Raw genomic sequence first — 24399 nt, forward strand, 5'->3', positions numbered from 1 at the left:
GGATTCTCTATACTGGGTCACATATGACGGTATCGCGCCAAAGGAGAACGCCGTGACCACGTCGCGGATATCCCTGCTCGCGCTCATCTTGGTTGGGGGCATCGGCATCCTGCTTATCGGAGTGAGCGCGCTCATGAAAGCCGCCGCTCGCAAGAAAGCCAAGGCCTGTACCGCCGTGACCATGGGAACGGTCATCGACCATCGCTTTATGGGCGAAGGCAGGATGTATCCCGTTTTGGAATACGCCGTCGACGGCACGCAATACCGCGCGAAAAAACAATTCCGTGGCATAATGACCAAAAGCTTGTCGGGACTCCCCATCCGCACGCAAGCCACCGCCTACGAAGACGCCAAGGGCTGGCTGCACGTGCAGACAGGCCCCATCGCCCGCCTAGGCACCCTCGCGGAGCAGCTTTGGCCCCTCGGTAGCCAAATGACCGTGTACTACAACCCCAGCAACCCAGACAAAAGCTATGTCGAACGCCCCATCGTGGGCAACTTTGCCACACTGATGTTTAACATCGCAGGCTTCTTGCTCATCGCGATGAGCATCTTGCTCTATGTTCTTATCCAGCGCTAGCTCAAACTGATGCGCCCCGCGCCCCATGCGCCGCAACGACCGTTACGACACCAAGGACCAGCCATGGCAACAATTTCCGAACAAGAACGCAAGCGTATCCAGCGATACTGCATCTATCCCAAGATTGCCGGTGCAGCGCTTGCCATGGCGTTCGTGCTGCCTTTTTTGATCATTCCCTTCGAAATGATCGACGATATCGTCTTCCATCACGAAGGCTTCCAAGAGACGGGCATGATGACCGCCTTGGCGCTCACTGCCATCGAGCTCGTCATATTCTGCTACTGCGCGCTCGCGCCGCGCTTTGGCATGCGCGGCAAGCAGTGGAAGGAAATGCAGCACCGACTCGTCGTCGAGCAGACCGAGAAAGACCGCTCGGCACAAATCGCAGGCGTTATCGGTACGCAGGCTGCCGCGCGCCTGCTTAAGAACAGCGATAACGAGACCGCGCGCAACCTGGGCGGCGCGGCAGAAGTCGCCGCTGCCGTAGGCGCCGTCGCCACCGCGGCAGACGTGCTTGCCGAAAGCTTTGCCAACGCAAAGGCCATGGCAGAGGCCTGTGGCGTGCCTATCCCCCGTGCAAAAAAGTGGATCGTCGCGCTTGTGGCACTGCCCCTCGCAATCGTGTGCGGTGCCTATATCCCGCAGCTGGCGCAGGGAAACATCAAGATGCAACAGAACGCCGCGGCCGCGGCCGAGCAGATCGCCATCGCCCGCAAGGCATTAGAGCCCGCATGCGAGTACGTGTCCGCCGATGACCCCTACGAGCGATATCAAGATTACGGCTATCATGTCCGCGGCTACTTGCACGACGGCGACTCCGATACCCAGAAGACCTATACGTACCTGGATTTCGATAACAAGGGAACGCTCAAGGAAGTGAGTTACATAGCGGAGATCGACCCCGACGCGAGCCTTGAGGACAACCTCGCCCGCATCGAGCTCGACTTGGATGAGCTTTCCTCTGTCGTCCAAACCGTAGACGTCAAGACCGTGAGTCCCGAGCTCCTAGCACCGCAAAAGCTCCCCGAAGAGTTTAGGCAGGCTTTTTTGAACGGTTCGCTCTACGAGAGAATCTCCATCAGGACGAGTGACGACCTCATCAAAACGTACTATTCGTTTGACACGGAGCCCGAGGACGAGTTTGACGAGTACACCCATCCAAGCATCCGTATCACGTTGGTGGGCAAAACGAGCTAGGCGCCCAATGTGACAAAAGGACTGTCCCTTTGTCACATTCCATGAAAAAGGGCACCGGCGTTAGCCGATGCCCTAAAGCTGCTGCAGATTAACTCCTACAGCGTATGACTAAGACGAATCGAACTATTCGTCCCAAGAGAGGCTCTTACCAGTCTTCTTTGCCAGCAGCAAGAACAGACCGATGATGACGTTGCATGCAATACAGAAGATGAAAACGCCCTGGAAGGAGCCGACAAGCTCGTATACCTTCATCATGACGGGCATGCCAAAGGCGCCGACGATATAGCCCACGGAGCAGATGAGCGCGAAGATGCGACCAAAGTCACGGGAGCCAAAGACGTCCATCACCAAAACGGTCAGAGCGGTGCCGGCGATGACGTACATGACGTCGTTAACACCGGCAGCAAGAATGCTGAGCGTCGAGTTGCCGCTGCTCATCATGAGCATGACAAAGGAGAGAATCGAGACGGCGAGCCAGCTCAGAATGGCCTTGGTGCTGCCAAACTTATCGCAAGTGGTACCGACGATCGGGTTGAGGAACAGGTCGAACAGCGATGCGGCGGAAACCATGAAGCCACCCACCATGGGGCTAAAGCCGACCTCGGCGGCATAGGTGGGGAACAGCTGGTTCATGCAGCAAGTAAGCTGAACGAGGCAGAGGAAGCCGATGCAGAAAAAGAATGCAGGCGACTTAATAGCGCGTGCGTAGCTAACGCCACGTGCACTATCCTCGGTCGTCTCCTCGGTCTCGGCGACCGTCTCGCCTTCGACATAGCCATAGGGCAGCATGCCCTTGTCCTGGGGCTTATAGCGGATAATCAGGATGGAAGCGGGAAGAATGAGCACGGCGGAGACGCCAGCGAGCACCAGATAACCAGTCCTCCAGCCAGCAGCCTCAATGACAGAGGTGATGACGGGACTCATGATGAGCATGTAAATCGAGTTCACTGCCCAAGCGAGACCAATTGCCAGGCCGCCAGATTTTTTGAACCACTGGTCAATAACATCGGACATGGCGACGCCGGTAGTGAAGGCGAAGCAAACGCCAATCAAAGCACCAGCTGCGATGAACATCCAGACTTCGGTGTAGAAGGCCATGCCTGCGCCAGCGGCGAGCAGAATAAGCTCGACGACGGGGAGCCAAAACTTGCCAACAACCTTGGGGATGAGTTTTCCGACAAACGGAAGAGCCGCTGCAAGACCAATGAGCGTTGCAGTGAAGTAATACGAGAAGATGGAGTAGTCAAATCCGAACTCCTCGCACACGGGCGCGACGAAGGAGCCAGCGATTACGCTATAGGATCCGGTCGTACCGGCAGACATGAGGCCGAGCGCGATCACGAGAACCCATGCGTAAACCTTGCTGCTCTTTAACTTTGCATTTTCCATTGATACAGCTCCTAGAGACCCAGAAGGGCGCACATAACGGCCTTGATGGTGTGCTGACGGTTCTCTGCCTCACGGAAGATGACCGACGCGTTGGCCTCAAAGCACTCGTCCGCAATCTCAAAGCCCTCGGTGATGATTTCACGATGCAGGTCGTTCTTGCACTGGTCGAGCAACATCTTGCCAACGCGGTGATTTGCGTTGTGAACAGAGGGGAGCTCGTGCATGCAGAAGATGTCGGGGTTGTTGGTGCGCTTGCACAGCTCACTGGTGACGCGATAGGGGTACAGGGACTCGGCGTCGCCAAGCCAAGAGTTGTAGTCGTCAGGGTCCAGAACCTCGTCGCCGCACTCGGGGTTGATGTAGCGCCACTCCTCGGTAACGATTACGTCGACACCGTCCAGAGCATCAAGGTCAGAGGTGATGGTGAAGGTCCTGTTAGGCGCGTACTTGGCGTAGCAGGCCTCAACCTCCTCGATCATTTCCTTGCACATCTGGTGACGGAGGTCGTCGGGGCCGATGGCGAGGAAGTCCATGTCGAGCATCGCGCACAGACGGCCATACCACACGGGGGCGCCGGCGCAGTTGCCAACGAAGGCCATCTTCTTGCCACGGCTCGTGCGCAGACCACCCCACTGCTCCTCCATCGTGAGAGCGTCAGCGAGCATCTGGGTCGGGTGATCGCCGAGGGTGAGGGCATTGATGACTGGAATATCGACCAAGTCGGCGACATCATAGAGGAACTGCTCGTCCTTTTGTGCACGATAGACAATGAGATCATACATGCCGTTGAAGACGCGCATGGCATCCTCGATGGTCTCGCAATCGCCCATGTGGGAGTTGGTCAGATAGGTGAAGCCCATGCCCAGGTCGTTGCAAGAGGTCTCAAAGGCGCAACGAGTGCGGGTCGAGCCCCACTCAAAGTTGGCGAGAACGTTCTTGCCGGGGAAGTAGCGCTGGTCGACACCGGACTTTTTCTGGGCCTTGAGGTTCCAGGCAAGATCGATGAGGTAACGGAAATCCTCAGAGGAAAGATCGTGGATGTTGAGGTAGTCGCGACCGCGAAGGCTGTTGTTCATGCCTATTTCCTTTCAATTGTTTGATGGGTAAGTGTCGAATGCGCCCCCGAGGGAAACACGGATATCCCTCGGGGACTGTAAGTGTGGCGCTTGGATCAGGCAGCGCAAGTTTAAGAACTTGCTAGCAGCTGGCGGCCACGTCCTTGGTCCAGCAGTGCACGCCGCCGCCGGACAGGTTAAGCGCGAGAGAGTCGATCATGATGACCTTGCGATCGGGGAAGCAGCTCTCAAGAACCGCCTTGGCCTGCTCGTCCTTCTCCTTCACGACTTCGCTCATGCCTTCGTGGTAATAACGCTGGCCAAGAACGACGCCGTTGCAGATGAGGAAGTTGCAGTAGCTTGCTGCGGCATAAAAGTGAACGGGGCCTTCGGGCCAAGGGGTGCCATCCATGAACTTGCCGCCCATTTCGTCGATGAAGCCCTTATACAGCTCGTAGTCCTCGTCGCCGGGAGCGATGACAACCTCGATCGGCTCGGCAGTGGGCATGCGGACGATTTCGAAGGGCTTGCCCTCCCAGTCCGTCTCGGCGCGTAGAATCTCGTAGGCGGCGTCGATGCGACGATGCGATTCCGCGCCCGCCTTGCTCGAGGCGGCCTCCTCATCGGATACCTCGGCAAGAAGAATCTTGTTCGGGGTGATAAAGCGGCACATCTCATCGATGTGGGCGGCGAAGCTCATGCCGAAGACAGGAGTTCCATCTTCCTTCTCGTCGAGGATGCCCAGTCGATAGTCGTCGTCCTCAAGCATAGGCTGCGGCAGCCAGATAACCTTGTTGAGGTTGTAGATGCGCTTGTACTCGGCCTCCACTTCCTCTTTTGAGAACTCGGGATTGCGCTTGCGGCATTCCGTGTCCTCGATGGCGATCAGGGTGCCGTGACCGTCAAACTCGCGGTCGCCGCCCTCCGAAACCATTTCGGAATTGACGATATCGAAGCACCCGAGCGCAACCGCCATGTGAACAGCTGCCCTGCGTGCGGACTGGCACTCTGGGGAGTTCTTGTCCCACACGCCATAATAGGTCCAAGCGGGGTTGACCATATAGGAATGGCCTTCGTCGTCGACCATGATGCTGGGGCCGTTGTCGCGAACGTAGAAGTTGGAGTCTTCGAACTGCGTAATCTGGATACGGTCGAGATCCACCCCTTCTTCTTTAAGGCGCGAGCAGGCTTCCTCGTAGGAGCCGGGGGTGCCACAGTTGAGATTGACCGTAACGTCGCCATACTCAAGCAAAGCTTTAATTACGTCAACGCAGGGCTGGCGATTATCGAAGCCCTCTGCGCGAATGTAATCGGGGAGCCATGTCACATAGACGTTGGAGCGCTTCTCAAACTCGCCCGGCATACGATAGTTCTCGTACATGGTTGGTCCTTCCGTCGGGTTTCCCGCAATGCTGTCCGGCCGCGACAATAGCGGGGTTACACCAGCTATAGTACTACTATACCTACCGTTCGGTAGGTGTTTTTGTATAATTGCCATTCGCCTGTCGATACCTACCGTTCACCGTTTATAGTGGTCGTGTTTGGACACGAATTGATGTTCCGTTGCCATTCTTAATAATGTTGGCAATGCGGAAGTGATTTGCAATGGAGAAGTGAAGCGTGAGCACAAAGGGAAAAATATTGGACGCAATGTATGATCTTGTGGCAGAAGTCGGTTACGACAAGGCGTCCATTGGAAAAATCTGCGACCGTGTCGGTATATCCAAGCCATCGGTGTACTACTACTTTCCCTCTAAAGAGGATATTTTCACCACGCTCTTAGATAGTATGTTTCCGACTATCGACTATCAGCGCGACTACTCGCTAATAGTCGATAGGGACGGATTCAAGGCGGCGCTTATCGAGCTCGGCAATTCGGTTATAGGTGGCTATCGTAGTGATGAAAAGCGCCGTCGCGTGCTGGCCGAGGTCAGTATTCAGGCAAATCGAATCCCTGCAGTTCAGGAACGTCAGGCAACGGCGATCAACCGAACTATGGACGCGCTTAAAGACATCCTTCTCCATGGCCTAGAAATTGGCGCGTTTTCCGATGAAACAGACGTCATGCTGTACGTGCAGATTCTTTACACCGTACTTGAGGGAGCGAGCAATACCGTTGCCCAAGATGAAGACATCGATGAAAAGGCTGTTTGGGCAGGGATCGTCGAACTCATGTTTAAATAGGCGCGTAATAACAGAGGCACCTTGGCAAGCGCGATGCGACGACTTGCGGGGTCGCGGAATGGTTCGAAACCCGTGTTCGCGATGATTGCAAAAGTTGTTGAATAGAAATTGGGGCCGATTCCAGCTATGTTGGAATCGGCCCCAATTTCGTTTTAACTTGCGGAGACAAATGACAGGGCTGAAGGGCAGTTCGTTGGTCAGGTTATTTCGCGGTAGTCTTATTGAGGATACCGGAAACTAAAGCAAATGTCGCAATCAGAAGGTTGCAGATGATACAGAAGACGAATACTCCTTGGAAAGACCCTGCCATACCGTAAACCTTCATCATGACTGGCATTCCGAAAGCTCCGACAACATAGCCCGCTGAGCAAATAATCGAATAGATCCTTCCAAAATCGCGTGATCCGAAGAGCGAGAGGAGAATCATCGGCATTGCAGTTCCAACGATGGCGAACATGACGTCGTTTACGCCGGCCGCGATGATGGAAACGGTCTCGTTGCTTCCGCCAAAGATGAGAAGTAGGAATGAAAGAATGCTGACTCCCGTCCATGCGACCGTTGCTTTAATAGCACCGAGCTTGTCGCATGTTTTGCCTACGAAGGGATTTAGGAAAATATCGGAGAGCGAAGCCGCCGAAACCATTAGGCTTCCCACGATGGGATTGAAGCCGACCTCGCTTGCATAGGTCGGGAACAGCTGGTTCATGCAGCAGGTGAGTTGCGCCACGCAGAGCAGAAGGGCGCAGAGAATAAAAGATGGCGTTTTCGCGGCATCGCGGAGCGCCATGCCCGAAGAGACATCTTCCTTTTCATCGGCGCTGTAGCTCTCATGGGTTTCGGAGGTAGTCTCTCCGTACGGAAGCATATTGCGATCAGAAGGCTTAAGGCGAATGATAAATGCGCTTGTGGGCAATATCATGGCTGCAGAAACGGCCGCAAGTACGATGTAACCCGTACGCCAGCCTTGCTGCTCGATGACCAGTGTAATGACAGGACTCAATAGCAGCGTGCAGAGAGAATTAACGCCCCACGCAAGGCCGATGGCAAGACCAGACGATTTACTGAACCATTGGTCAATGACATCGGACATGCAGACACCCGTTGTGAACGAAAAGCAGATGCCGATCACTGCGGCGGAGACGATGAACATCCAGACCTCGGTGTAGAACGCCATTGCGGCGCCGGCGGCAATAAGGACGAGTTCAACGCAAATATGCCATGGTTTGCCGATTACTTTTGGAATGAAACGACTCAAAAGCGGAAGCCCAAGCGCAAGGCCAAGAAGAATCGCGGTGAAATAGAAAGAGAAAGAAGTGTAGTCAAAGCCCAGGTCTTCACATACAGGAGCGATGAATGAGCCGGCAATGATGCTGTAGGTGCCGGTTGTTCCCGCAGACATTAAACCGAGCGCAATAACGACAATCCAAGCAAATGCGCCGCTCTCACGGGGGCGGTCCTTTTCGGCTGGTGCGATGAGAGTCATGGTTACTCCGTTTCTATCGGCAATGCAACCTATATGCCTACCGATAGGTATATAAAGATGGAGATTCTTCGTCAAGTGTTAAGCGGGGAGCGGGGACCCTTAACGTGCCGAACGGTAATTGGGCCCCCAATGCGACAAAGGGACTGTCCCTTTGTCGCATTATTCGGAGCGCAGGGCCTCCACGGGATCCTTCTTGGATGCGCTGCGAGCCGGCAGCAGGCCGGCAACGACCGTCAGCAGCACCGAAATTACAATGAGCATCAGCGCGTCTTGAACGGGCAGGCTCATCAGGTTGGGCACCTGCTTGGCCGCAAGCGCCCAGGCATTAACCGGAAAGCTCACGGCCACCACGACGACAATGGCAAAGACGCCGGCAATGAGGCCTTCGATAAAGGTCTCGGCATTGAATACGTTGGCCACGTTGCGCTTTGACGCGCCGATCGCACGCAGGATGCCAATCTCCTTTTTGCGCTCCAGCACGCTGATGTAGGTGATGATGCCGATCATGATGGAGCTCACCACCAAACTGATACTCACGAATGCGATGAGCACCAAGCTGATGGTGTTCACGATGTCGGTCACCGAACCCATGATGATGCCCATGTAGTCGGTGTACGAGATTTCCTGCTCATCATGGCCATCGGCTTTGACCTGCTTGTTGTACGCATCGATGTGATCGAGTACGCGCTCCTTGGCCTCAAAGTCACGCGGGAAAATCTTGACCGAGATAGGGTCTGCCTCATCCGCATAGCCCAACGTGGTCAGATTGTTGTCGTAGGTGAGCTTTGACGCCTTGGCGTAACTCATCATGAGCGAGCTCAGGTCCTCGGCGTCCATGTTGAAGTGGATGGCACGAGCAAAGGCGCTCGCATCCACGCGCATCGCCCTTGCCAAGTTGGCAAAACTCGAAGACATCTGCATCGCCATCTGGCCCATGAGCCCCGCCGCGCCCGCCTTGAGCTGAGCTGACACCGTTGTCGCAATCTGCTCGCTAATTGTCTGCATCACCTGATCCATAGCCTGCTGCAGATACGGAGCCAGCTGCTTTTGCACATAGTCGGTCATCGCCTGCTGCAGGCGCTCGGACAGGGCATCGCCGCCCAGCGCTTTTAGCTGGGCCAGGATTTGCTGGGCCGCGTCATCATTCTCAAGATACGTCGAGAATGCGGCGGCGAGCTTTGATGCGTCCTTAAGATCTTCGGGCGACAGCGCCTTAAACTGATCAGACTGCAAAAAGCCCTCAAACAGCTGGTTGGCAAGCGTTCCCACCTGCTGCATTTGCTCGGGCGTGAGCTCCAGGCCGTCGAAGATGCCCGAGAAATCTGGGGTCGGCGCTTTGGCCATGATGTCACTAAAGTCGATATCCTTACCTACGCCCGAAAGGTCAATATCCAACCCGGACAAGTCAAGACCCGACAGGTCCATACCGCCGGCAGCACCCGAGAGCGCAGACGTATCGAACGAGAACGCGCTCTTCAGTGCCGCCTCGTCCACGCTGAACATGCTACCCAAATCAACGCCTTGCTTGGCCTCGCCTTGCAACTCATCGAAGGTTTTGCCCGTAAAGACATCCGTCTCGGGGTGGGCAAGCTGCTCCTGCACGATCTGAGAATCGGCAGCGCGCTCCATAAGCTGGCGAGTCAGCGCATGCGTATAGGCAATGCCCGGGGACAATGCGCTCGCGTTAGCCGTCTCGTTGGGTCGTACCACGCCCACAATGCGCACGTCGATACCGTCAGCAACCTTGGCCGTCATAAAGTCGGCATCGCCGGACATGTCAGTCCACATGCCGGTCTCTTCGTTTTTGCGATAGGCATCGGCCGGCGACAACACCTTAAACGTCGTGGACAGCGCATCGTCGTAGGTAAAGTCGGCGCCGGTCTCGGGCGTCTCGACCTTGCCGTCGGCCGTCATAGCACTGTTAACCAGGTCGTTGAGCTCATCGATATCCAGCGCACCGATGCTGTAAAGCGTGTAGTCGCCCACCGTGCCACGGCTCGAAAGCACCATCACGGCTTCGTTGGCGGACGTAGGCCAATGCCCCGCCACGACATCGTATTGGTTGTCGAGCAGGTTCTGGTCGTCAATCATCTCGTTAAAGACCGAGGTTCCCATGGATTCCATGCTCACCGTTGCCGCCGAGCTCGCGCCTCCGCTCATGGCCTCGGTCATAGCGTTGGGCACCAGCCGGACAGGCTTCTCATCGCCCTTGCCGGCACGATAGACAACCGGCGTCACGCCGTAGCCGTACTGGATGGCGTTGACCTCTTTGTCGATACCGTCGCCGCCGCCGTCAAGCCATGCCTTAAAGCTCGTCATATCGTTAGATTTAACACTTGCGAACATATCCTTTACGGCTGTGACCACGGGAATCTTATCGGTTCCCTTAGCCTTGCCACCGGTAGCGTCATCGGACGAGCCCTCGCCCTTGGACGTATCGTCATCCGTGGCCCCCTGTCCGCCCATCATGGACGACAGGTCGTAATCTTGTTTGGAAATCGTAAGCGGGTAGCTTGAGAGCGTGTCCTCCTCGACCTTTTTGATGTAGCCGTTTACGCCGTTGGAGAGCGCCAGAATCGCCGCGATACCGATGATGCCGATCGAACCAGCAAAGGCCGTCATAGCCGTACGGCCCTTCTTGGTCAAAAGGTTTCGCGCCGAAAGCCCCAGCGCCGTCACAAAGCTCATCGAGGTTTTGCGCGTAGGCTTAGCCTCGCGACGCGCGGCATTGGCAACATCAAAGGGATCGGAATCGTCGGTGATCTTGCCGTCCGCCAGGTTGACGATGCGCGTGGCGTACTGGTACGCCAGCTCGGGATTGTGCGTGACCATGATGACCAGACGGTCGCGCGCAACGTCCTTGAGCAAATCCATGACCTGCACGGATGTCGTTGAGTCTAAGGCGCCGGTCGGCTCGTCAGCCAGCACAATCTCGGGATCGTTGATCAGGGCGCGGGCAATAGCCACGCGCTGCATCTGGCCGCCCGATAGCTGGCTCGGGCGCTTGTTAACGTGCTCGCCCAGACCGACTGCCTCAAGCGCCTTGCGTGCACGCTGGCGGCGCTCGGCATGCCCCACGCCCGTGAGCGTAAGCGCCAATTCCACGTTTTCCAAAATGGTCTGATGCGGAATGAGGTTGTAGCTCTGAAACACAAAGCCAATGCGATTGTTTCTGTAGGCATCCCAATCGCGGTCGCTGAAGTCCTTGGTCGAGATGCCATCGATCAACAGGTCGCCGGAATCGAAATGGTCGAGTCCACCAATGACGTTGAGCATCGTAGTTTTACCCGAACCCGAGGGACCCAGGATGGCTACAAACTCGTTATCGCGAAAAGACAGGCTTACGCTGTCGAGCGCTACCTGCGTAAACGACTGCGTAACGTACCTTTTGCAAATATCTCTGAGATCCAGCATGGACGGCAACCTCTCTCGCGCGGGCGCGCTCGCCCGCTCCCCCGCCGTTCACGTTCGGCGCGCTTGTCCTACTCTATCCTCATTTTTGGCCGATACCAGTGAGGAATGTAACGAACCGCGCCAAAAAACGAACGGGACAGCACGCCGCATGGCGCACCATCCCGCATATAACATCCCCGATGTGACAAAGAGGCTGTCACTTTGTCACATTCCAATGCGCGCTACTTTTCGAGCCCGCACGGCATAACGTTAGCGCTGCCGCGGCGAGCCTCAGTCACGGCTGCAAAGAAGCGATAGCCGCCCGAGAAGTTAAAGCACTCAAAGCCATGCTGCGCCAAAATGCGGCAAGCAATGTAGCTGCGAATGCCGCTCTGGCAAATTACGTAGACCGGCTTGGCCCGGTCGAGCTCGCCCAGGCGATTGCGCAGATCATCGACGGGAATGTTTACGAAACCATCGATATGCCCGCGCTCATACTCCCCTTCCGTACGAACATCGAGCAGCTGCACGCTGCCATCGCGTGGCAAGTTGGGCTCATCCTCCCAATGCCACTGCGCCAGTATGCCGCGATTGAGGTTCTCGATCATAAAGCCCGCCATATTGACGGGATCCTTCGCCGATGAGTACGGCGGCGCGTATGCTAGGTCCAAATCCTTAAGCCTATCGCCGCGCATGCCTGCCTGGATGGCAGTCGCCAGAACGTCGATACACTTGTCCACACCATCGATGCCCACGATTTGCGCACCCAGCAGGCGCAATCCCTGCTTCTCGAAGATAACCTTCATGGTCATGGGCGTTGCACCCGGATAATAACCCGCATGCGAACCGGGCGACAGGACCACGCTGTCGCAGTCAATTCCCGCCGCGTGTGCTGCCTTTTCGGATAGTCCCGTGCTTGCCGCCGTCAAGTCGAATACCTTGATAATCGATGAGCCCAACGATCCGCGGTAGCAGCTGTCCATGCCGGCTATGACATCGGCAACGACACGCCCCTGCTTGTTGGCGGGGCCGGCGAGCGAAATGACCGCGTCCTCGCCGGTCACCTGATGCGTGACCTGCGCGGCATCGCCCACGGCATACACGTCGGCAGCAGAGGTCTCCATGCGGTCGTTGACCACAATAGCCCCCTTGATGCCCAGTTCGAGCCCCGCCTCTTGCGCCAGATGGCTCTCAGGTGCCACGCCAATGGCAAGCAGCACCATATCGGCTCCGATAGGGTCATCGCCCGCAACATGGGTGACAACGCGGCCATCAACTTCCTCAAAACCTGTCACATCGGCCTTGAGGCGCAGATCGATACCGTGCTCACGCACCTCGGTATGCAAAAGGGTCGCCATGTCGTAATCCAGGTTGTTCATAAGCTGGACGGGACGCTGCAGAAGGGTCACCTGGAGCCCTAGCTCGCACAGATTCTCCGCCGTCTCGACGCCAATGAAGCCGCCGCCGATCACGACGGCACTGCTCGGTCGCCGCTCTCGAACATAGCTGTGAATACGCAGCGTGTCCTCAACGGTGCGTAGGCTAAAGATTTTATCCGAATCGATGCCCGGCAACGCAGGGCGAATCGGCTTTGCACCCGGCGACAGGATGAGCTTGTCATACGTCTCGACAAATTCCTCGCCCGTCAGCATATTGCGAACCTCGACCGTATGCGAATCGGGATGGATGGCAAACACCTCGTGACTCGTCTTGACCGCAATGCGAAAGCGATCCCAAAAGCCCTTGGGAGACTGCAGCGTCAATGCGCTCTCTTCTTCTATCACGCCGCCAATGTAGTACGGAAGCCCACAGTTGGCATACGATACAAAACCCGTGCGCTCAAAGATGACAATTTGGGCCTGCTCGTCGAGTCTGCGCAAACGTGCGGCCGCCGATGCGCCGCCCGCGACGCCTCCAACGATAACCACCTTCATAGCTAACGCACCACCTTTCCCGTGTAGCCGCTTATGCCGCCGATATTCTTGACACTGCCATACCCAGAACGCTTAAGAAAACTCACAGCTTGGTTGCTTCGCGCACCGCTCAGGCAATGCACGAAAAGCTGCGTGCCCTTTCGACGTATACCCATGATGCTACCCCGAAGCAGAAAAAAAAGAGTCGCTGTTTCCAGCGACTCCCCTTCAGTTGCCTGTCCCACGAATCTACTGTTCGCTCTTCGCGAGTGCTTGATCGATCAGTTTATTGAGCGCCTCGCGCTGCTCAGCGGAGTTGATGCCGCCCATGATCGGCTCTCCCACAATGTTACCGCTCTGGTCGATCACGTACGTGGTCGGGAACGAGTACAGGTTGGAGGTGAACTTGCCGGCCTCGCTATCCGACTTGAACCAGATGTTCTTGTACGTCACGCCCTTCTTGGAAAGTACGTCCTTGGCGTCTGCCACCTCGTCTTTGTTGCCATCGAGCGTAAAGGAATTAACGCCCACGACCTGGCCGCCCTTCTCGGCAAGCTCCTTGTTGAGCTTCTCCAGATCGCCCAGCTCTCCCACGCACGGCTTGCAGGTGGTAAACCAGAAGTTCATGACGGTGACCTTGTTCTTGGAGAACAGCTCGTCGCTGTTTACATCGTTGCCGTCCAAGTCCTTGCCCTTAAAGCTGGGGAACTTCGTCTCCCCGCTCTCGCCGTTGGTCATGCCTGCGGTCGAGGCATCGACGCTCTCTCCCTCGCCGGGCGTGCTGCCACATCCGGGAAACTCCTTCTCCAGCGCCATGAGCTTATCCTCGATCTCCTTGACCTGCTGCGCGCCGGCCTTAAGCGTCTTGAGCTCGTCAGCCGTAAACTGATCCTTGGCGCCCTCGATGGTATCAAGCAAAAAGTCGCCGTAGTTCTTGCCGTCCTCAATCATGGGAGTGTCTTTGTTGGCCGCAAGAAACACCTTTTCCCATAGGGCGTTATCGCTCGCAAAGATCTCGTTTTCCTTTTGCAGCAGCTGCTGGTACAGCTCGGCCGCCTCCTCGGCGCTCGACGGCTTTTGTGCCACAAGCTCGGCGATTTGCGTATCGCCGCTCGTGGCATCCTTTGCGTCGCCCTTGGGGGCAGAGCACGCTGCGAGAGTCAGCGCCAGCACGGGCAGCATCAACAAGGCCGCAATTTTTGACAGTTTCATGGTTCCTCCGTTTATATCGAAGCTTATATAGATACCTATTTGTTTTCGCAGGCTTGCGCGGGCTGCGCGGGTTTGTCGCCCGTCACACCCAGCCCGTAGCGAAAGCTAATGGCATCGACGGGGCATGCGCCCACGCATTTGCCGCAACGAATGCACTCGGCATGGTTGGGCGTACGCGTAACGTCCACGTCCATCTGACACACTTTGGCGCACTTACCGCACGAGACGCATTTGCACTGGTCAACCTGAATCCCCAGCAACGACACCTTGTTCATGAGTGCATAAAACGCACCGAGGGGGCAAATCCATTTACAGAAGGGGCGGTAGAACAGCACGCTCAGCACCGCAACCACAATGAGGATCGCGAGCTTCCAGGTAAAGAGCTTTCCCAGCGCGGAGCGGATTCCCACGTTCATGATGGACAGCGGAATCGCGCCCTCGAGCACACCCTGCGGGCAGATGTACTTGCAAAAGAACGGGTCGCCCATGCCCACATCGTTGACTACCAGAACGGGCAGTAGCACCACGGCAAACAGCAGCACGGCGTACTTGATGTACGTGAGCGGCTTGAGCTTTTTCGTCGAGAGCTTTTTGCCGGGAATCTTATGCAGAAGCTCTTGCAGCCATCCAAACGGGCATAAAAAGCCGCATACAAAACGTCCCAGCAGCACGCCGATCAGGATGAGTGTTCCGGTGACGTAATACGAAAAGCTGAACTTAGACGAGCCCACCACCGACTGAAACGACCCGATGGGGCACGCACCTGAGGCCGCCGGACACGAGTAGCAGTTGAGCCCCGGCACGCAGACGGCTTTGCCCGCCCCCTGGTAGATGCCTCCCTTGGCAAAATTAGGCAGGTGAATGTTGGTCGCAAGCGTTGCCGCCGCCTGAATCAATCCGCGAAATCTCGCCAAAAGATGCGATACGGTATTTTTTCTTTTAACCAATTCCGATACACTCCAAGCACAGCCTGATTGCCTTGGCCAGCACGGCATCTGCCTCGCCGCGCATAATGCCAAAGCCAACCATGGCTACCCCAACGATCAGCAAAGCCACCTGCGCCACAGGCTTAATCGCTTTGAACAATCTGACCACTCCTTTCGTTTCGCGACCCATTGGACCATACCGACTATAAAATCCGTGTTAAGCGCGAATGACTATGCAAGGAGAACGTTATGCGCATCTTGGTCGTCGAGGACGAGCGGGCGCTGTGCGATGCAATCGCACGCAGCCTGCGCAACTTGGCCTATAGCGTCGACTGCTGCTACGACGGGCAGCAGGCCCTCGATCTGCTCGATATCGAGACCTTCGATCTTGTCGTGCTCGACCTTAATCTCCCCCACGTCGACGGCATGACCGTACTCAGGCAGCTCAGAATTACCGATTGTGAGACCAAGGTGCTCGTGCTGTCGGCACGCGGCGAGGTCTCCGACAAGGTAGCGGGGCTCGATGCGGGCGCCAACGACTACCTCACCAAGCCGTTCCACCTTGACGAGCTGGCGGCACGTATCCGCAGCCTCACGCTCAGGCGCTTTACGCAAAGCGATGTTGTCCTGACCTGCGGATCGCTGAGCTTTGACACCAAGGCGCGCGTCGCCTCCGTGGGCGACGAGACCCTATCCCTCACACGCAAGGAGACCGGCATCTTGGAGTACCTGATGCTTAACCAGGGACGACCGGTGAGCCAAGAGGAGCTCATCGACCACGTATGGGATAGCAGTGTCAACAGCTTTAGCAACGCGACCCGCGTGCACATCTCGTCACTGCGCAAAAAGCTGCGCGGCGCGTTGGGGCACGACCCCATCCGTAACCGAATCGGCGAGGGCTACGTTATGGAGGACGGCGAATGAAGCGACTGTCCCTGCAATGGCGCATCACGTTGATGACAGCTCTGCTGATATGTTTGACCTGCGTACTTATTAATTGCCTGGTTGGCTACTCCGGCATGCGCTACATGGACTCAATCGGTACTGAAATGTCGGAGCATAGCAAGGCGGAGGCGGCCTCGCCCAACTCGTTCGACCCGACGAGCAAGGAGCTCGACGACGATCTGACCATCGTCGTGAGCGACGCCCAAGAATCGTTTGGTGCGACGAGCTGGTACATAACCGCAGCGGTGACGCTACTCGGTGGCGTGCTGGCCTACTTTGTGAGCGGGCATGCGTTGCAGCCGCTGCGTACCTTTGCAGCGCAAGTCGAGAGCGTGCGGCCCGACAACCTCGCCGACACAAAGATCAGCGAAGATGTGCCCTCTGAGCTTAGGCGTTGCAGCGCGTCGTTTAACGACATGATTGCCCGCCTTGACGAAGGTTTTTCTGCACAAAAACAGTTTACGGGCAATGCGGCGCACGAGCTGCGCACGCCGCTTGCGCTCATGCAAGCTCAGGTTGAGCTGTTTTGCGCCGAGCACCCCGACGCCGATGCAGATACAGCGCGTCTGCTCGGGCTGCTGCAAGAGCAGACCGAGCGAATGACGCACATGACAAAGACCCTGCTCGAGATGAGCGAGTTGCGCAGCGTCCCCTGCAACGATGCGATTGACCTGGCGCCGATGATCGAAGAAGTGCTCACGGACCTGGCACCCCTTGCCGAGCAAAAAGACATCACGCTTACAAGTGAGGGCGACGCGCAAACGATCGGCAGCGACACGCTGATCTATCGGTTGCTGTTCAACTTGACCGAAAACGCCATACGCTATAGCGCGCCCAACTCGACCGTGCAAATCAACGCCTGCGCCGAAGGCGACCGCGTGCTGCTACGCGTGCGCGACCAGGGACCGGGCATTCCCGAGCAATACCAGACGAGCATCTTTCAGCCCTTCTTTCGCGTCGACAAATCGCGCAGCAGGGCATATGGCGGCGTGGGGCTGGGGCTTGCACTGGTCTGGGAGATTGCCGCACTCCACGGCGGCTCCATCGAGGTCGAAGAGAGCTCGGAGCGCGGAACGACCATGCTCGTGACTCTTCCCACTCGCGCACTCGGCTCATTAAAATAACGAACGGGATGGCACGCCGCGTGGCGTACCATCCCGCACATAATATCGAGGATGTGACAAAGGGACTGTCCCTTTGTCACATCTGCTAGTTCTCGTCGCCTACCAGCTGAGTTAGCTTACTCCCACTCGACCGTGCCAACGGGCTTCGGCGTGAGGTCGTAGCAAACGCGGCAAATACCGGGGACCTCGGCGGTCACGCGAGCGGTAATGCGCTTGAGCAGCGCCCAGTCGAGCTCAGGCACCTCGGCGGTCATGACGTCGACGGTGTTGATGCAGCGAATAATGCAGGGCCAGTCGTAGGCGCGCTTGCCCTCGCGCACACCGGTAGCGCGGAAATCGGGCACTACGGCAAAGTACTGCCAGATGGTCAGGCCGGCCTTGTCGATCTCTTCGCGCACGATGGCATCGGCCTCGCGCAGCGCCTCGAGACGGTCACGGGTGATGGCGCCAAGGCAGCGGACGCCCAGGCCAGGACCGGGGAACGGCTGACGCTCAACCATGTTCTCGGGCAGGCCGAGCTCGCGGCCCACGACGCGCACCTCGTCCTTGTACAGCAGCTTAACGGGCTCGCAGAGCTCAAATTGCAGATCCTCGGGCAGGCCGCCCACGTTGTGGTGAGCCTTCACGCCATCCTGGGACTCCAGGATGTCGGGATAGATGGTGCCCTGGGCGAGGAAGCTGACCTCGTCGCCCACCTTTCGGGCCTCTTCCTCGAACACGCGGATAAACTCGGCGCCGATAATCTTGCGCTTGGTCTCGGGCTCGTCGACGTCGACGAGCTTATCCAGGAAGCGATCAGTAGCGTCGACATAGACCAGGTTCGCATCCATCTGGTTCTTGAAGACGTCGACGACCTGTTCGCTCTCGCCCTTGCGCATCAGGCCGTGGTTCACGTGCACGCAGATGAGCTGCTTGCCGATAGCTTTGATGAGCAGGGCCGCAACTACAGAACTGTCGACGCCGCCGGAAAGAGCCAGCAGGACCTTCTTGTCACCAATCTGCTCGCGGATTGCAGCAACCTGCTCATCGATGAACACCTGGGCAAGTTCGGGAGTGGTGATACGCACCATGTCGTCGGGGCGCTTGTTGGGATCCATGCAAAGCTCCTTTTCGGTTCGATGGGAATGCGCTACACGTATGCAAACGCACCGTCATATGACCTCATTATATGCAGAGCGAGGTTCGTTTCCCATCGCTGCGACGGAGCTTTTTGTAGGGGTGGCAATTTTTCCTAATGTCGAGGTCAGCTAGGCTTCGGTAGTCACCTTGGGAGCATCGCCAATAGACTCTTCCTTTATACGTTCGGCATAATCGTAGGCGATAACCACAAATTCCAGTCCCGATCAACAGGGGTACAATTGCTGCTAATGTTGCCAGCTGTTGGGAGATGGAAGATGGACTGCGATGGCTACCCGCGCATTCCCATGCCGTTGATGTGCACTGCCTTTGTGCCGGGGCAGATTGACGCTGCGGTTGCAGGCATTTCCGACCCCGATTCACGCACCATCGCCACGGCAGAAGCGCTGTACTTTCGCGGACAGGCCACACTCGCCGCCGAGACAGCACGCCCCTATCTTGACGCCACCGACCCCGCGCTGCGCTATTCCGCATGCCTTATCTGCGGATATGCCAGTCTGTCGCTCAACCGTATCACCGATGCCCGTCGTTGCCTTGCGGGCATCCTCGATACGCCAACTGACGAGGAATCGTCTGCCGTCCACGCCACGCATATCCTGTTCGCCTCCGCCGCGAGCGTCCTGTTGCACTTGCCTTCCCCGTATTCTGCCGAAGAGTTTTATCCACTTGCGGCGCATCTGCCCGAAGGCCTGCGCCTGTTCGCCAGCTACGTGATGGCGCACGCGTTGTATCTGCGCGGCGAATACGGCCGCAGCCTGGGCATGGCGGAAAACGCCCTGATTATGAAACAGGGAAGCTACCCCATCTCGGAGCTATTCCTGCACTTGTCGGCCTCGATGGCCTGTATGAGTCTCAAAGACGTCGACGCCGCAAAAGCGCACTTTGGCGCCGCTTGGGACATTGCACGCCCCGACGGCCTTATCGAGCTCATCGGCGAACACCATGGCCTTTTGCAGGGACTCATCGAGGCATGCCTAAAATCGCAATACCCTGACGATTTCGCTCGCATCATCGAGATCACGTATCGATTCAGCTACGGCTGGCGGCGCATCCACAACCCCGATTCGGGCGAGGACGTGGCCGACGATCTAACGACCACGGAGTTCACCATGGCCATGCTCGCCTGCCGTGGGTGGACCAACGCCGAAATCGCACGCCATATGGGCGTGTCGCCGGGCACTGTTAAAAACCGCCTATCCGGCGTATATGCAAAGCTTGGCATCGGCACGCGCGCCGAGCTGGTCGCGCATATGCTGCGTTAGCGACCGGGCTGCCAAGCGCATCGAACGCGTTCCGGAACCCGGCACTTCGCTCGCCTAAATTGGACATTTTGGCCCTTGAACGGCACTACCGCCACGGGGCGCCATCTCGCAAAATTGGATTATTTCCACCGATATTTGCGGGATGGGAGCCAAAAATGCTTGATCGCCGTTCGTTACTTGTTGCCGGAGCGTCCTCGCTAGCGAGCATCATGTTGCCTCGCGTGCCGGGAAGCAAAAATGCCTTCCTGCTGCCGTTCGCGCCCACCGAAGCCTATGCCGACGAAAAAGACCCCTTCAGGGTGCTCGTTCTCTCGCGCACCATGTTTGGTGTGGTCGTGGTCGACGTCGCCAACAAGAATATGCCCGTCAAGGGAGCGCAGGTCACGCTCGCGTCGCGTTATGCCGCGGGCAAGCAGCTCTCCGCCACGACCGACGATGAGGGCACGGCCATCTTTGAGGTCGCGCCGCTTTCGGAAGGCTACGTGGACGAGGCGACGCTTCTCGACGCGTACGACTTTAACGGCGGCATCTCCATTAGCATGGCGGGCTACCGTGATGTCGAGATTCCCCTTGCGCGTATCCAGGGCGGCACCGCCATAACCGCGCCCACGCGTCCGCTTTCCGACGACGAGCCGTACTTCCGCCAGCTCACATTCGACGAATGGGACATCCAATACGCCGAAGCCACGTTCATGGCATTGCCGAAGAACGACACGACAAACGAACAGCCCGATACGCACGCCTTTACCGTGCAGGCACATCTGCCACAGGGTGGACAGGCAACGCTGCGCATCAACAAAGTGACGCCTGCCGCGGGCAGCTCATCCGAAACCGTCACGCAGATTGGCCAAGTCAAGGCCAGCGCATCGGGCGCGGATAACCTGGCGACGTTCATACTCGAAGACAAGTTCCTCGATGCAGCGTCGAGCCTTCTGGAAGAAGGATGCAAGCTGCGCTTTGTCCTCGAATATCAGGGTAAAACCTACACGCTCTCCTCCCCCATGGCCGTTGTCACTGCGCCAGCCGCAAAGGCGGAATCGGGCTCGACCACCATCATTCCCACCACCATGGACCAAGAGATCACTCCGTTTGATTTCCCCGCGGCGTTTCCCGGCATCGGCGGCAATAAGTTCACGTGCTGGATACCCACATTTCCGATCCTCTTCGATTTCTCGTTTGCTGGATACGTGCTGTTTGGCGGAGGATACAAACCAGCCAGCTATATGAACGATTCGGGCAACCCTGATCCGGAATACTGGAAGAAATCGCCGCGTGAGTCGGGCGCCAAGCAGGCAAGCCGCTACCTCGACGAAATGGAAGGGAAGTGGAATCAGTACAAGAGCATGAGTGCCGGTTCGGGCACCGATCCAAGAAACACCAAGCTCCTTCGCCACCATTGCACGCTGCTGTTCACGATGGATATCGCCACACAGCTGTACGGCTCGCTCGCCTACGATTGGGCGGGCAAAACCTGGGGCAACAACAACGACCCCGCATACGGCAATATTAAGGCCCTCTTCCAGGTAAGAACCGACCTCAATTGGACTGAGCAGTTCACCTTGGGACCGGTGCCCTTTTTCCTAAACGTCAACCCCTGGGTGCTGGCGAAGCTGGCGCTCGCCGTGGGTGCCCATACGCACGGCAGCGGCGCAGCGTTTTTCAAGAACATTTCGCTCGACTATTCCAACACCTCGGGCTCATTCACCATCCAGATCGGGCTTGCCGTCACCTTTGGCGCCGGCGTTGCAGGCGTCGCCTCGTCTGCCGTGCGCGGCGCCGCGTCCCTCACGTTGTGCATTGGGTACGAGAAGGCGGATGGACACCAGCTTCCGCGACTGCGCGTAGGTGCAGACGTCGATGTCGATGTGATACTCCAGTTCGTTATGTTCAAGTGGACCACCAAGGCTTGGTCGGGATCGTGGCCCACACTCGCCGATTCGTGGAATATGTCGGTGAACAACGGCGACCAGTATGTACTCCAGCGCTCTGAGCTGGCCTTGGGTGGAGATACGCCTTATACGCTGAACGCCTGCTTCGGCTCGGGCGGCAACGCCGAGGCAGGTGGTGTGCCGCAGTTTATCGCGTCGGCCACCATCGTCACCAACGCCGAGCTGCTCGCACGCGCCGAGGTTAAGGCCACTGCCGTAAACGCCGCGCCTGTCGTGCGCGATTGGGATCAAGCGGTCACGCGCATTGAGCTCGAGGCGGATGCAGAAAGCGACGACACGGGACAGATCGAGCATTTCGTCCATGCACTGATAGAGAACGACGAAAACGCCGCGCCAATGTATAAGTACACCTATATCGGGCAGGCGACGAACGCCGTTGCGGACCCCAACGCCAATTCTGCCGGCGTGTCGGAGGACGAGCGTGGCGGCATAAAACCCTCGAGCGACAACGTGCTGTTTTCCGGCGTGCTCAGCGAAGCCCACATGAAGCTGGCAATGATTGCCGGCGTAGAATGCCTGTTCCGTATCGCCTCGGTGTGCTACGGCGACAATGGCCGCTCGCGCCTGGTGGTGCACACAAGGGCAAACGGCACGTGGTCCGCCCCCACGCCCGTGGACTTCCCCCTTGGGTTTGGCGAGGGCGACGTGGAGCGCGACGGCATATACGATTACGACTTCGACGTGGTGGAATATACGGACGGGAGGGGAAACCAGGACGCCTACGTGCTGCTGGTCTCGGGCGAGCGCCCCGACGGCGACAACACCCTTTTCGATACGGCAAGCACAGCCGGCATACTGTCCGTCGTGCGCCTGCGCATAAGTAATGACGAGACCCGCGTGGTGTCGCATACGTCATGGCGCAGCATCTCGCGCGGCCGCCTGCAAGAGGATGGCTACCATTGCCTGCAGTGCCCACGTATCACGGTGGGCAAGACGCTGGTCGACGGGCGCCTGTCGGGTGCCTACCTCCACCGCCGCGGAACCACCGCAGAAAAGGCGCTCGGCAGCGAGGCTGAGGTTGCGCTGGAGTGCTTTACCCTGTGGTCGGACGTTTCGGGCGACAGCCTGACGTTCCGCCAAGTTCTCCGCTTTCCGCAAGCACCGTCGAGTATCGAGCTGGGCGAGCCCGAGAATATCAACGGCAAAATGGTGGTGCCCGTTACGTACGAGACCGCAAACGGTTGCGGCTGCGCATCGTACGCCGTGATCGGCCAGTCTATCGCGGGCTGGGGCGTTATGCCGCCGGACGCCGCGGTGCCCCATGCGGTGCCATGGCCGCAGCACACGGGCTTTTTGGCCACCGTCAACGAACAACTGCAGCATATTACTTGGACGCGAGGCGCATCGGCATTTGCAACGCAGCCCGTGGGTGCCGCAGGCTGTGGCCCGGCATCGTTTAGCGTAAGCAGCAACGGCAGGTGCGTGCTCTATGTAGAGAACACCGATGGCAAGGTGGGACAAACCTACGACGAAGAAGGCAACCCGGTAGCAGTGATGGGCAAGCACTTCCGCATCTTCGCCAGCACCTTGGCAGGCGATCTGTTCACGGAGCCGTTCGTGATGTGCGAGCTGGACCATCCCGTCGATCAGATAACGACATTTTTGACGTCGGGAGGCATGCTCTCCGCGCTCGCCACGCACATTGTGAGTGCCGAGCAGAGCAAGGCGGAGCTGCACGGCATCGAAGTGCCCTTGGTGGCGTGTGCCACTCCGACGGGCGCGGTCGCTACCTCGGGCGCGGTGGTACCCGGAGCAGCAGGCGAATCCTTCATGGTCACGGTGCGAAACGACGGCAACACCTTGCTGACCGCCGGCACGATCGATCTGTACCGAGAGGGCTCCAGTCAGCCGTTCTCCAGCGCATCCATCGGATTCGGAGTGAACGCACGCATGGCTTCGATCTACGATCCAGAGCTTGCCGAGGACGCTTCGGCCAACGACATGGCACACGTGAAGTACGCACTCGAGACGCTGGGCACACGTTTTGCAACGCACCCGCTGGTAGCCGACAACGGCAACGCCGTGCTGGCACCGGGTTGCACGGCACAGTTCCGCATGAGCTTCGCCATCCCCGAGAGTTGGAGCGACGAAGTGGGCAAACGCGTAACGCTGTATGCGAAGGCGCGTAATCTGGTGGCGCTCGATCCCGTAACGCTCGAGGAAATTCGACCGGGCGCAAACTCGGCGCTGGGTGCCGTACTGCACGAGCTTCATGTGCCCGACGCGGCATGCGAACGCTCAGAAGTTCAGGTCGGTGTATGCGACAGCGCGGATACGACAGGACTTCACGACGCCCCGATGACAGCAGACGGCGATGGTGGCTCGAGTGGCGGCGGTACCGATGAGGACGGCGACTCCGGCGGAAGCAGCTCCGGCAGTGGCAAGGACCACGGCAATAACATGCGCTCCGGAAAAGCGGGCACGCTTGCGGGCACGGGCGATGCCAACGCTCCCCTTACGGCAGCCGCCGCAGCACTCGCCGCGGCAGGCGCCGGCCTCGTCGCCTACAGCGCCCGCCGCACGACGCTCGAAACCAACACCGCCAATGAGGTCAATTCTGATAAGCGTCGCTAGCTTCTAGTTACTTTTGTGAGAGACGCCGACCCGGCTCATCGAATATCAAAATGGGCTGGTTCTGGATACCCAGAGC

Annotated in this window: 17 protein-coding genes; 7 read left to right on the forward strand and 10 right to left on the reverse strand. The window is 57.8% G+C overall.

Annotation, left to right across the window (positions count from 1 at the left end; genetic code table 11):
* Both DW821_RS03710 and DW821_RS03715 read left to right on the forward strand, forming a co-directional pair.
* Positions 1-580 (forward strand): DUF3592 domain-containing protein (locus DW821_RS03710; RefSeq protein ID WP_233552991.1); only part of this gene is annotated, 580 nt, incomplete at its 5' end.
* Positions 581-643: 63 nt separating this feature from the next.
* Positions 644-1777 carry a hypothetical protein gene (locus tag DW821_RS03715; protein WP_118065678.1) on the forward strand — a complete coding sequence of 378 codons (1134 nt, stop codon included), beginning with the start codon at positions 644-646 and terminating at the stop codon, positions 1775-1777.
* 123 nt (positions 1778-1900) lie between these two features.
* On the opposite strand, the gene DW821_RS03720 is transcribed toward DW821_RS03715, so the two are convergent.
* The 3 genes from DW821_RS03720 to DW821_RS03730 form a co-directional block, all read right to left on the reverse strand.
* Complete coding sequence (locus DW821_RS03720; protein ID WP_117635842.1) at positions 1901-3166, reverse strand: MFS transporter; 1266 nt, start codon at positions 3164-3166, stop codon at positions 1901-1903.
* Positions 3167-3177: 11 nt separating this feature from the next.
* The gene (locus DW821_RS03725) at positions 3178-4242 is read right to left on the reverse strand and encodes an ornithine carbamoyltransferase (RefSeq protein WP_117635843.1); all 1065 of its coding nucleotides are present in this window, start codon (positions 4240-4242) and stop codon (positions 3178-3180) included.
* 121 nt (positions 4243-4363) lie between these two features.
* Complete coding sequence (locus DW821_RS03730) at positions 4364-5602, reverse strand: agmatine/peptidylarginine deiminase (RefSeq protein ID WP_117635844.1); 1239 nt, start codon at positions 5600-5602, stop codon at positions 4364-4366.
* Between the two features lie 239 nt (positions 5603-5841).
* Between DW821_RS03730 and DW821_RS03735 the strand changes: the two genes are divergently transcribed.
* Positions 5842-6405 (forward strand): TetR/AcrR family transcriptional regulator, encoded by a 564-nt coding sequence (locus DW821_RS03735; RefSeq protein ID WP_117563584.1) that lies wholly within the window; start codon positions 5842-5844, stop codon positions 6403-6405.
* A 202-nt stretch (positions 6406-6607) separates the two neighbouring features.
* Here the strand turns inward: DW821_RS03735 and DW821_RS03740 are convergent, their stop codons facing one another.
* From DW821_RS03740 to DW821_RS03765, 6 genes are all read right to left on the reverse strand, one after another.
* Positions 6608-7888: an MFS transporter gene (locus DW821_RS03740; RefSeq protein WP_117635845.1), complete on the reverse strand. Its 1281-nt coding sequence runs from the start codon at positions 7886-7888 to the stop codon at positions 6608-6610.
* A 159-nt stretch (positions 7889-8047) separates the two neighbouring features.
* Positions 8048-11302, reverse strand: a complete 3255-nt coding sequence (locus DW821_RS03745) for an ATP-binding cassette domain-containing protein (RefSeq protein WP_118065680.1) — start codon at positions 11300-11302, stop codon at positions 8048-8050.
* A gap of 221 nt (positions 11303-11523) precedes the next feature.
* Positions 11524-13215, reverse strand: coding sequence for an FAD-dependent oxidoreductase (locus DW821_RS03750; protein ID WP_117798075.1), 1692 nt, complete (start codon positions 13213-13215; stop codon positions 11524-11526).
* Between the two features lie 228 nt (positions 13216-13443).
* Positions 13444-14406: a redoxin domain-containing protein gene (locus DW821_RS03755; RefSeq protein ID WP_118065682.1), complete on the reverse strand. Its 963-nt coding sequence runs from the start codon at positions 14404-14406 to the stop codon at positions 13444-13446.
* Between the two features lie 35 nt (positions 14407-14441).
* Positions 14442-15401: a 4Fe-4S binding protein gene (locus DW821_RS03760; protein WP_118065684.1), complete on the reverse strand. Its 960-nt coding sequence runs from the start codon at positions 15399-15401 to the stop codon at positions 14442-14444.
* A complete protein-coding gene (locus DW821_RS03765) occupies positions 15346-15492 on the reverse strand; it encodes a CD1871A family CXXC motif-containing protein (RefSeq protein ID WP_197032826.1) in 147 nt (48 codons plus the stop codon). The genes DW821_RS03760 and DW821_RS03765 overlap by 56 nt, the downstream gene beginning before the upstream one ends.
* Positions 15493-15581: 89 nt before the next feature.
* Here DW821_RS03765 and DW821_RS03770 point away from each other — a divergent pair, with 89 nt between their 5' ends.
* Positions 15582-16256 carry a response regulator transcription factor gene (locus DW821_RS03770; protein WP_118065686.1) on the forward strand — a complete coding sequence of 225 codons (675 nt, stop codon included), beginning with the start codon at positions 15582-15584 and terminating at the stop codon, positions 16254-16256.
* Positions 16253-17401 (forward strand): cell wall metabolism sensor histidine kinase WalK, encoded by a 1149-nt coding sequence (locus tag DW821_RS03775; RefSeq protein ID WP_118065688.1) that lies wholly within the window; start codon positions 16253-16255, stop codon positions 17399-17401. The genes DW821_RS03770 and DW821_RS03775 overlap by 4 nt, the downstream gene beginning before the upstream one ends.
* 116 nt (positions 17402-17517) lie before the next feature.
* Here DW821_RS03775 and guaA read toward each other — a convergent pair whose 3' ends face one another.
* Positions 17518-18498 carry a glutamine-hydrolyzing GMP synthase gene (guaA, locus tag DW821_RS03780; protein ID WP_118065690.1) on the reverse strand — a complete coding sequence of 327 codons (981 nt, stop codon included), beginning with the start codon at positions 18496-18498 and terminating at the stop codon, positions 17518-17520.
* A 297-nt stretch (positions 18499-18795) separates the two neighbouring features.
* Between guaA and DW821_RS10235 the strand changes: the two genes are divergently transcribed.
* On the forward strand, positions 18796-19800 hold the full coding sequence (locus tag DW821_RS10235; protein WP_199411428.1) for a helix-turn-helix transcriptional regulator: 1005 nt from the start codon (positions 18796-18798) through the stop codon (positions 19798-19800).
* A gap of 155 nt (positions 19801-19955) precedes the next feature.
* Entirely contained in the window at positions 19956-24323 is a 4368-nt protein-coding gene (locus DW821_RS03790) for a hypothetical protein (protein ID WP_118065692.1), read from the forward strand.
* The last annotated feature ends 76 nt before the right edge of the window (positions 24324-24399 follow it).

The sequence above is a fragment of the Collinsella sp. AM33-4BH genome, from assembly GCF_003469205.1.
Lineage (GTDB): Bacteria > Actinomycetota > Coriobacteriia > Coriobacteriales > Coriobacteriaceae > Collinsella.

Excerpts from the sequence above, each read along its gene's own strand:
- DW821_RS03715 (WP_118065678.1), top strand. The coding sequence starts at position 644 with ATGGCAACAATTTCCGAACAAGAACGCAAGCGTATCCAGCGATACTGC.
- DW821_RS03720 (WP_117635842.1), bottom strand. The coding sequence starts at position 3,166 with ATGGAAAATGCAAAGTTAAAGAGCAGCAAGGTTTACGCATGGGTTCTC.
- DW821_RS03725 (WP_117635843.1), bottom strand. The coding sequence starts at position 4,242 with ATGAACAACAGCCTTCGCGGTCGCGACTACCTCAACATCCACGATCTT.
- DW821_RS03730 (WP_117635844.1), bottom strand. The coding sequence starts at position 5,602 with ATGTACGAGAACTATCGTATGCCGGGCGAGTTTGAGAAGCGCTCCAAC.
- DW821_RS03740 (WP_117635845.1), bottom strand. The coding sequence starts at position 7,888 with ATGACTCTCATCGCACCAGCCGAAAAGGACCGCCCCCGTGAGAGCGGC.
- DW821_RS03745 (WP_118065680.1), bottom strand. The coding sequence starts at position 11,302 with ATGCTGGATCTCAGAGATATTTGCAAAAGGTACGTTACGCAGTCGTTT.
- DW821_RS03750 (WP_117798075.1), bottom strand. The coding sequence starts at position 13,215 with ATGAAGGTGGTTATCGTTGGAGGCGTCGCGGGCGGCGCATCGGCGGCC.
- DW821_RS03755 (WP_118065682.1), bottom strand. The coding sequence starts at position 14,406 with ATGAAACTGTCAAAAATTGCGGCCTTGTTGATGCTGCCCGTGCTGGCG.
- DW821_RS03760 (WP_118065684.1), bottom strand. The coding sequence starts at position 15,401 with ATGCCGTGCTGGCCAAGGCAATCAGGCTGTGCTTGGAGTGTATCGGAA.
- DW821_RS03770 (WP_118065686.1), top strand. The coding sequence starts at position 15,582 with ATGCGCATCTTGGTCGTCGAGGACGAGCGGGCGCTGTGCGATGCAATC.
- DW821_RS03775 (WP_118065688.1), top strand. The coding sequence starts at position 16,253 with ATGAAGCGACTGTCCCTGCAATGGCGCATCACGTTGATGACAGCTCTG.
- guaA (WP_118065690.1), bottom strand. The coding sequence starts at position 18,498 with ATGGATCCCAACAAGCGCCCCGACGACATGGTGCGTATCACCACTCCC.
- DW821_RS10235 (WP_199411428.1), top strand. The coding sequence starts at position 18,796 with ATGGACTGCGATGGCTACCCGCGCATTCCCATGCCGTTGATGTGCACT.
- DW821_RS03790 (WP_118065692.1), top strand. The coding sequence starts at position 19,956 with ATGCTTGATCGCCGTTCGTTACTTGTTGCCGGAGCGTCCTCGCTAGCG.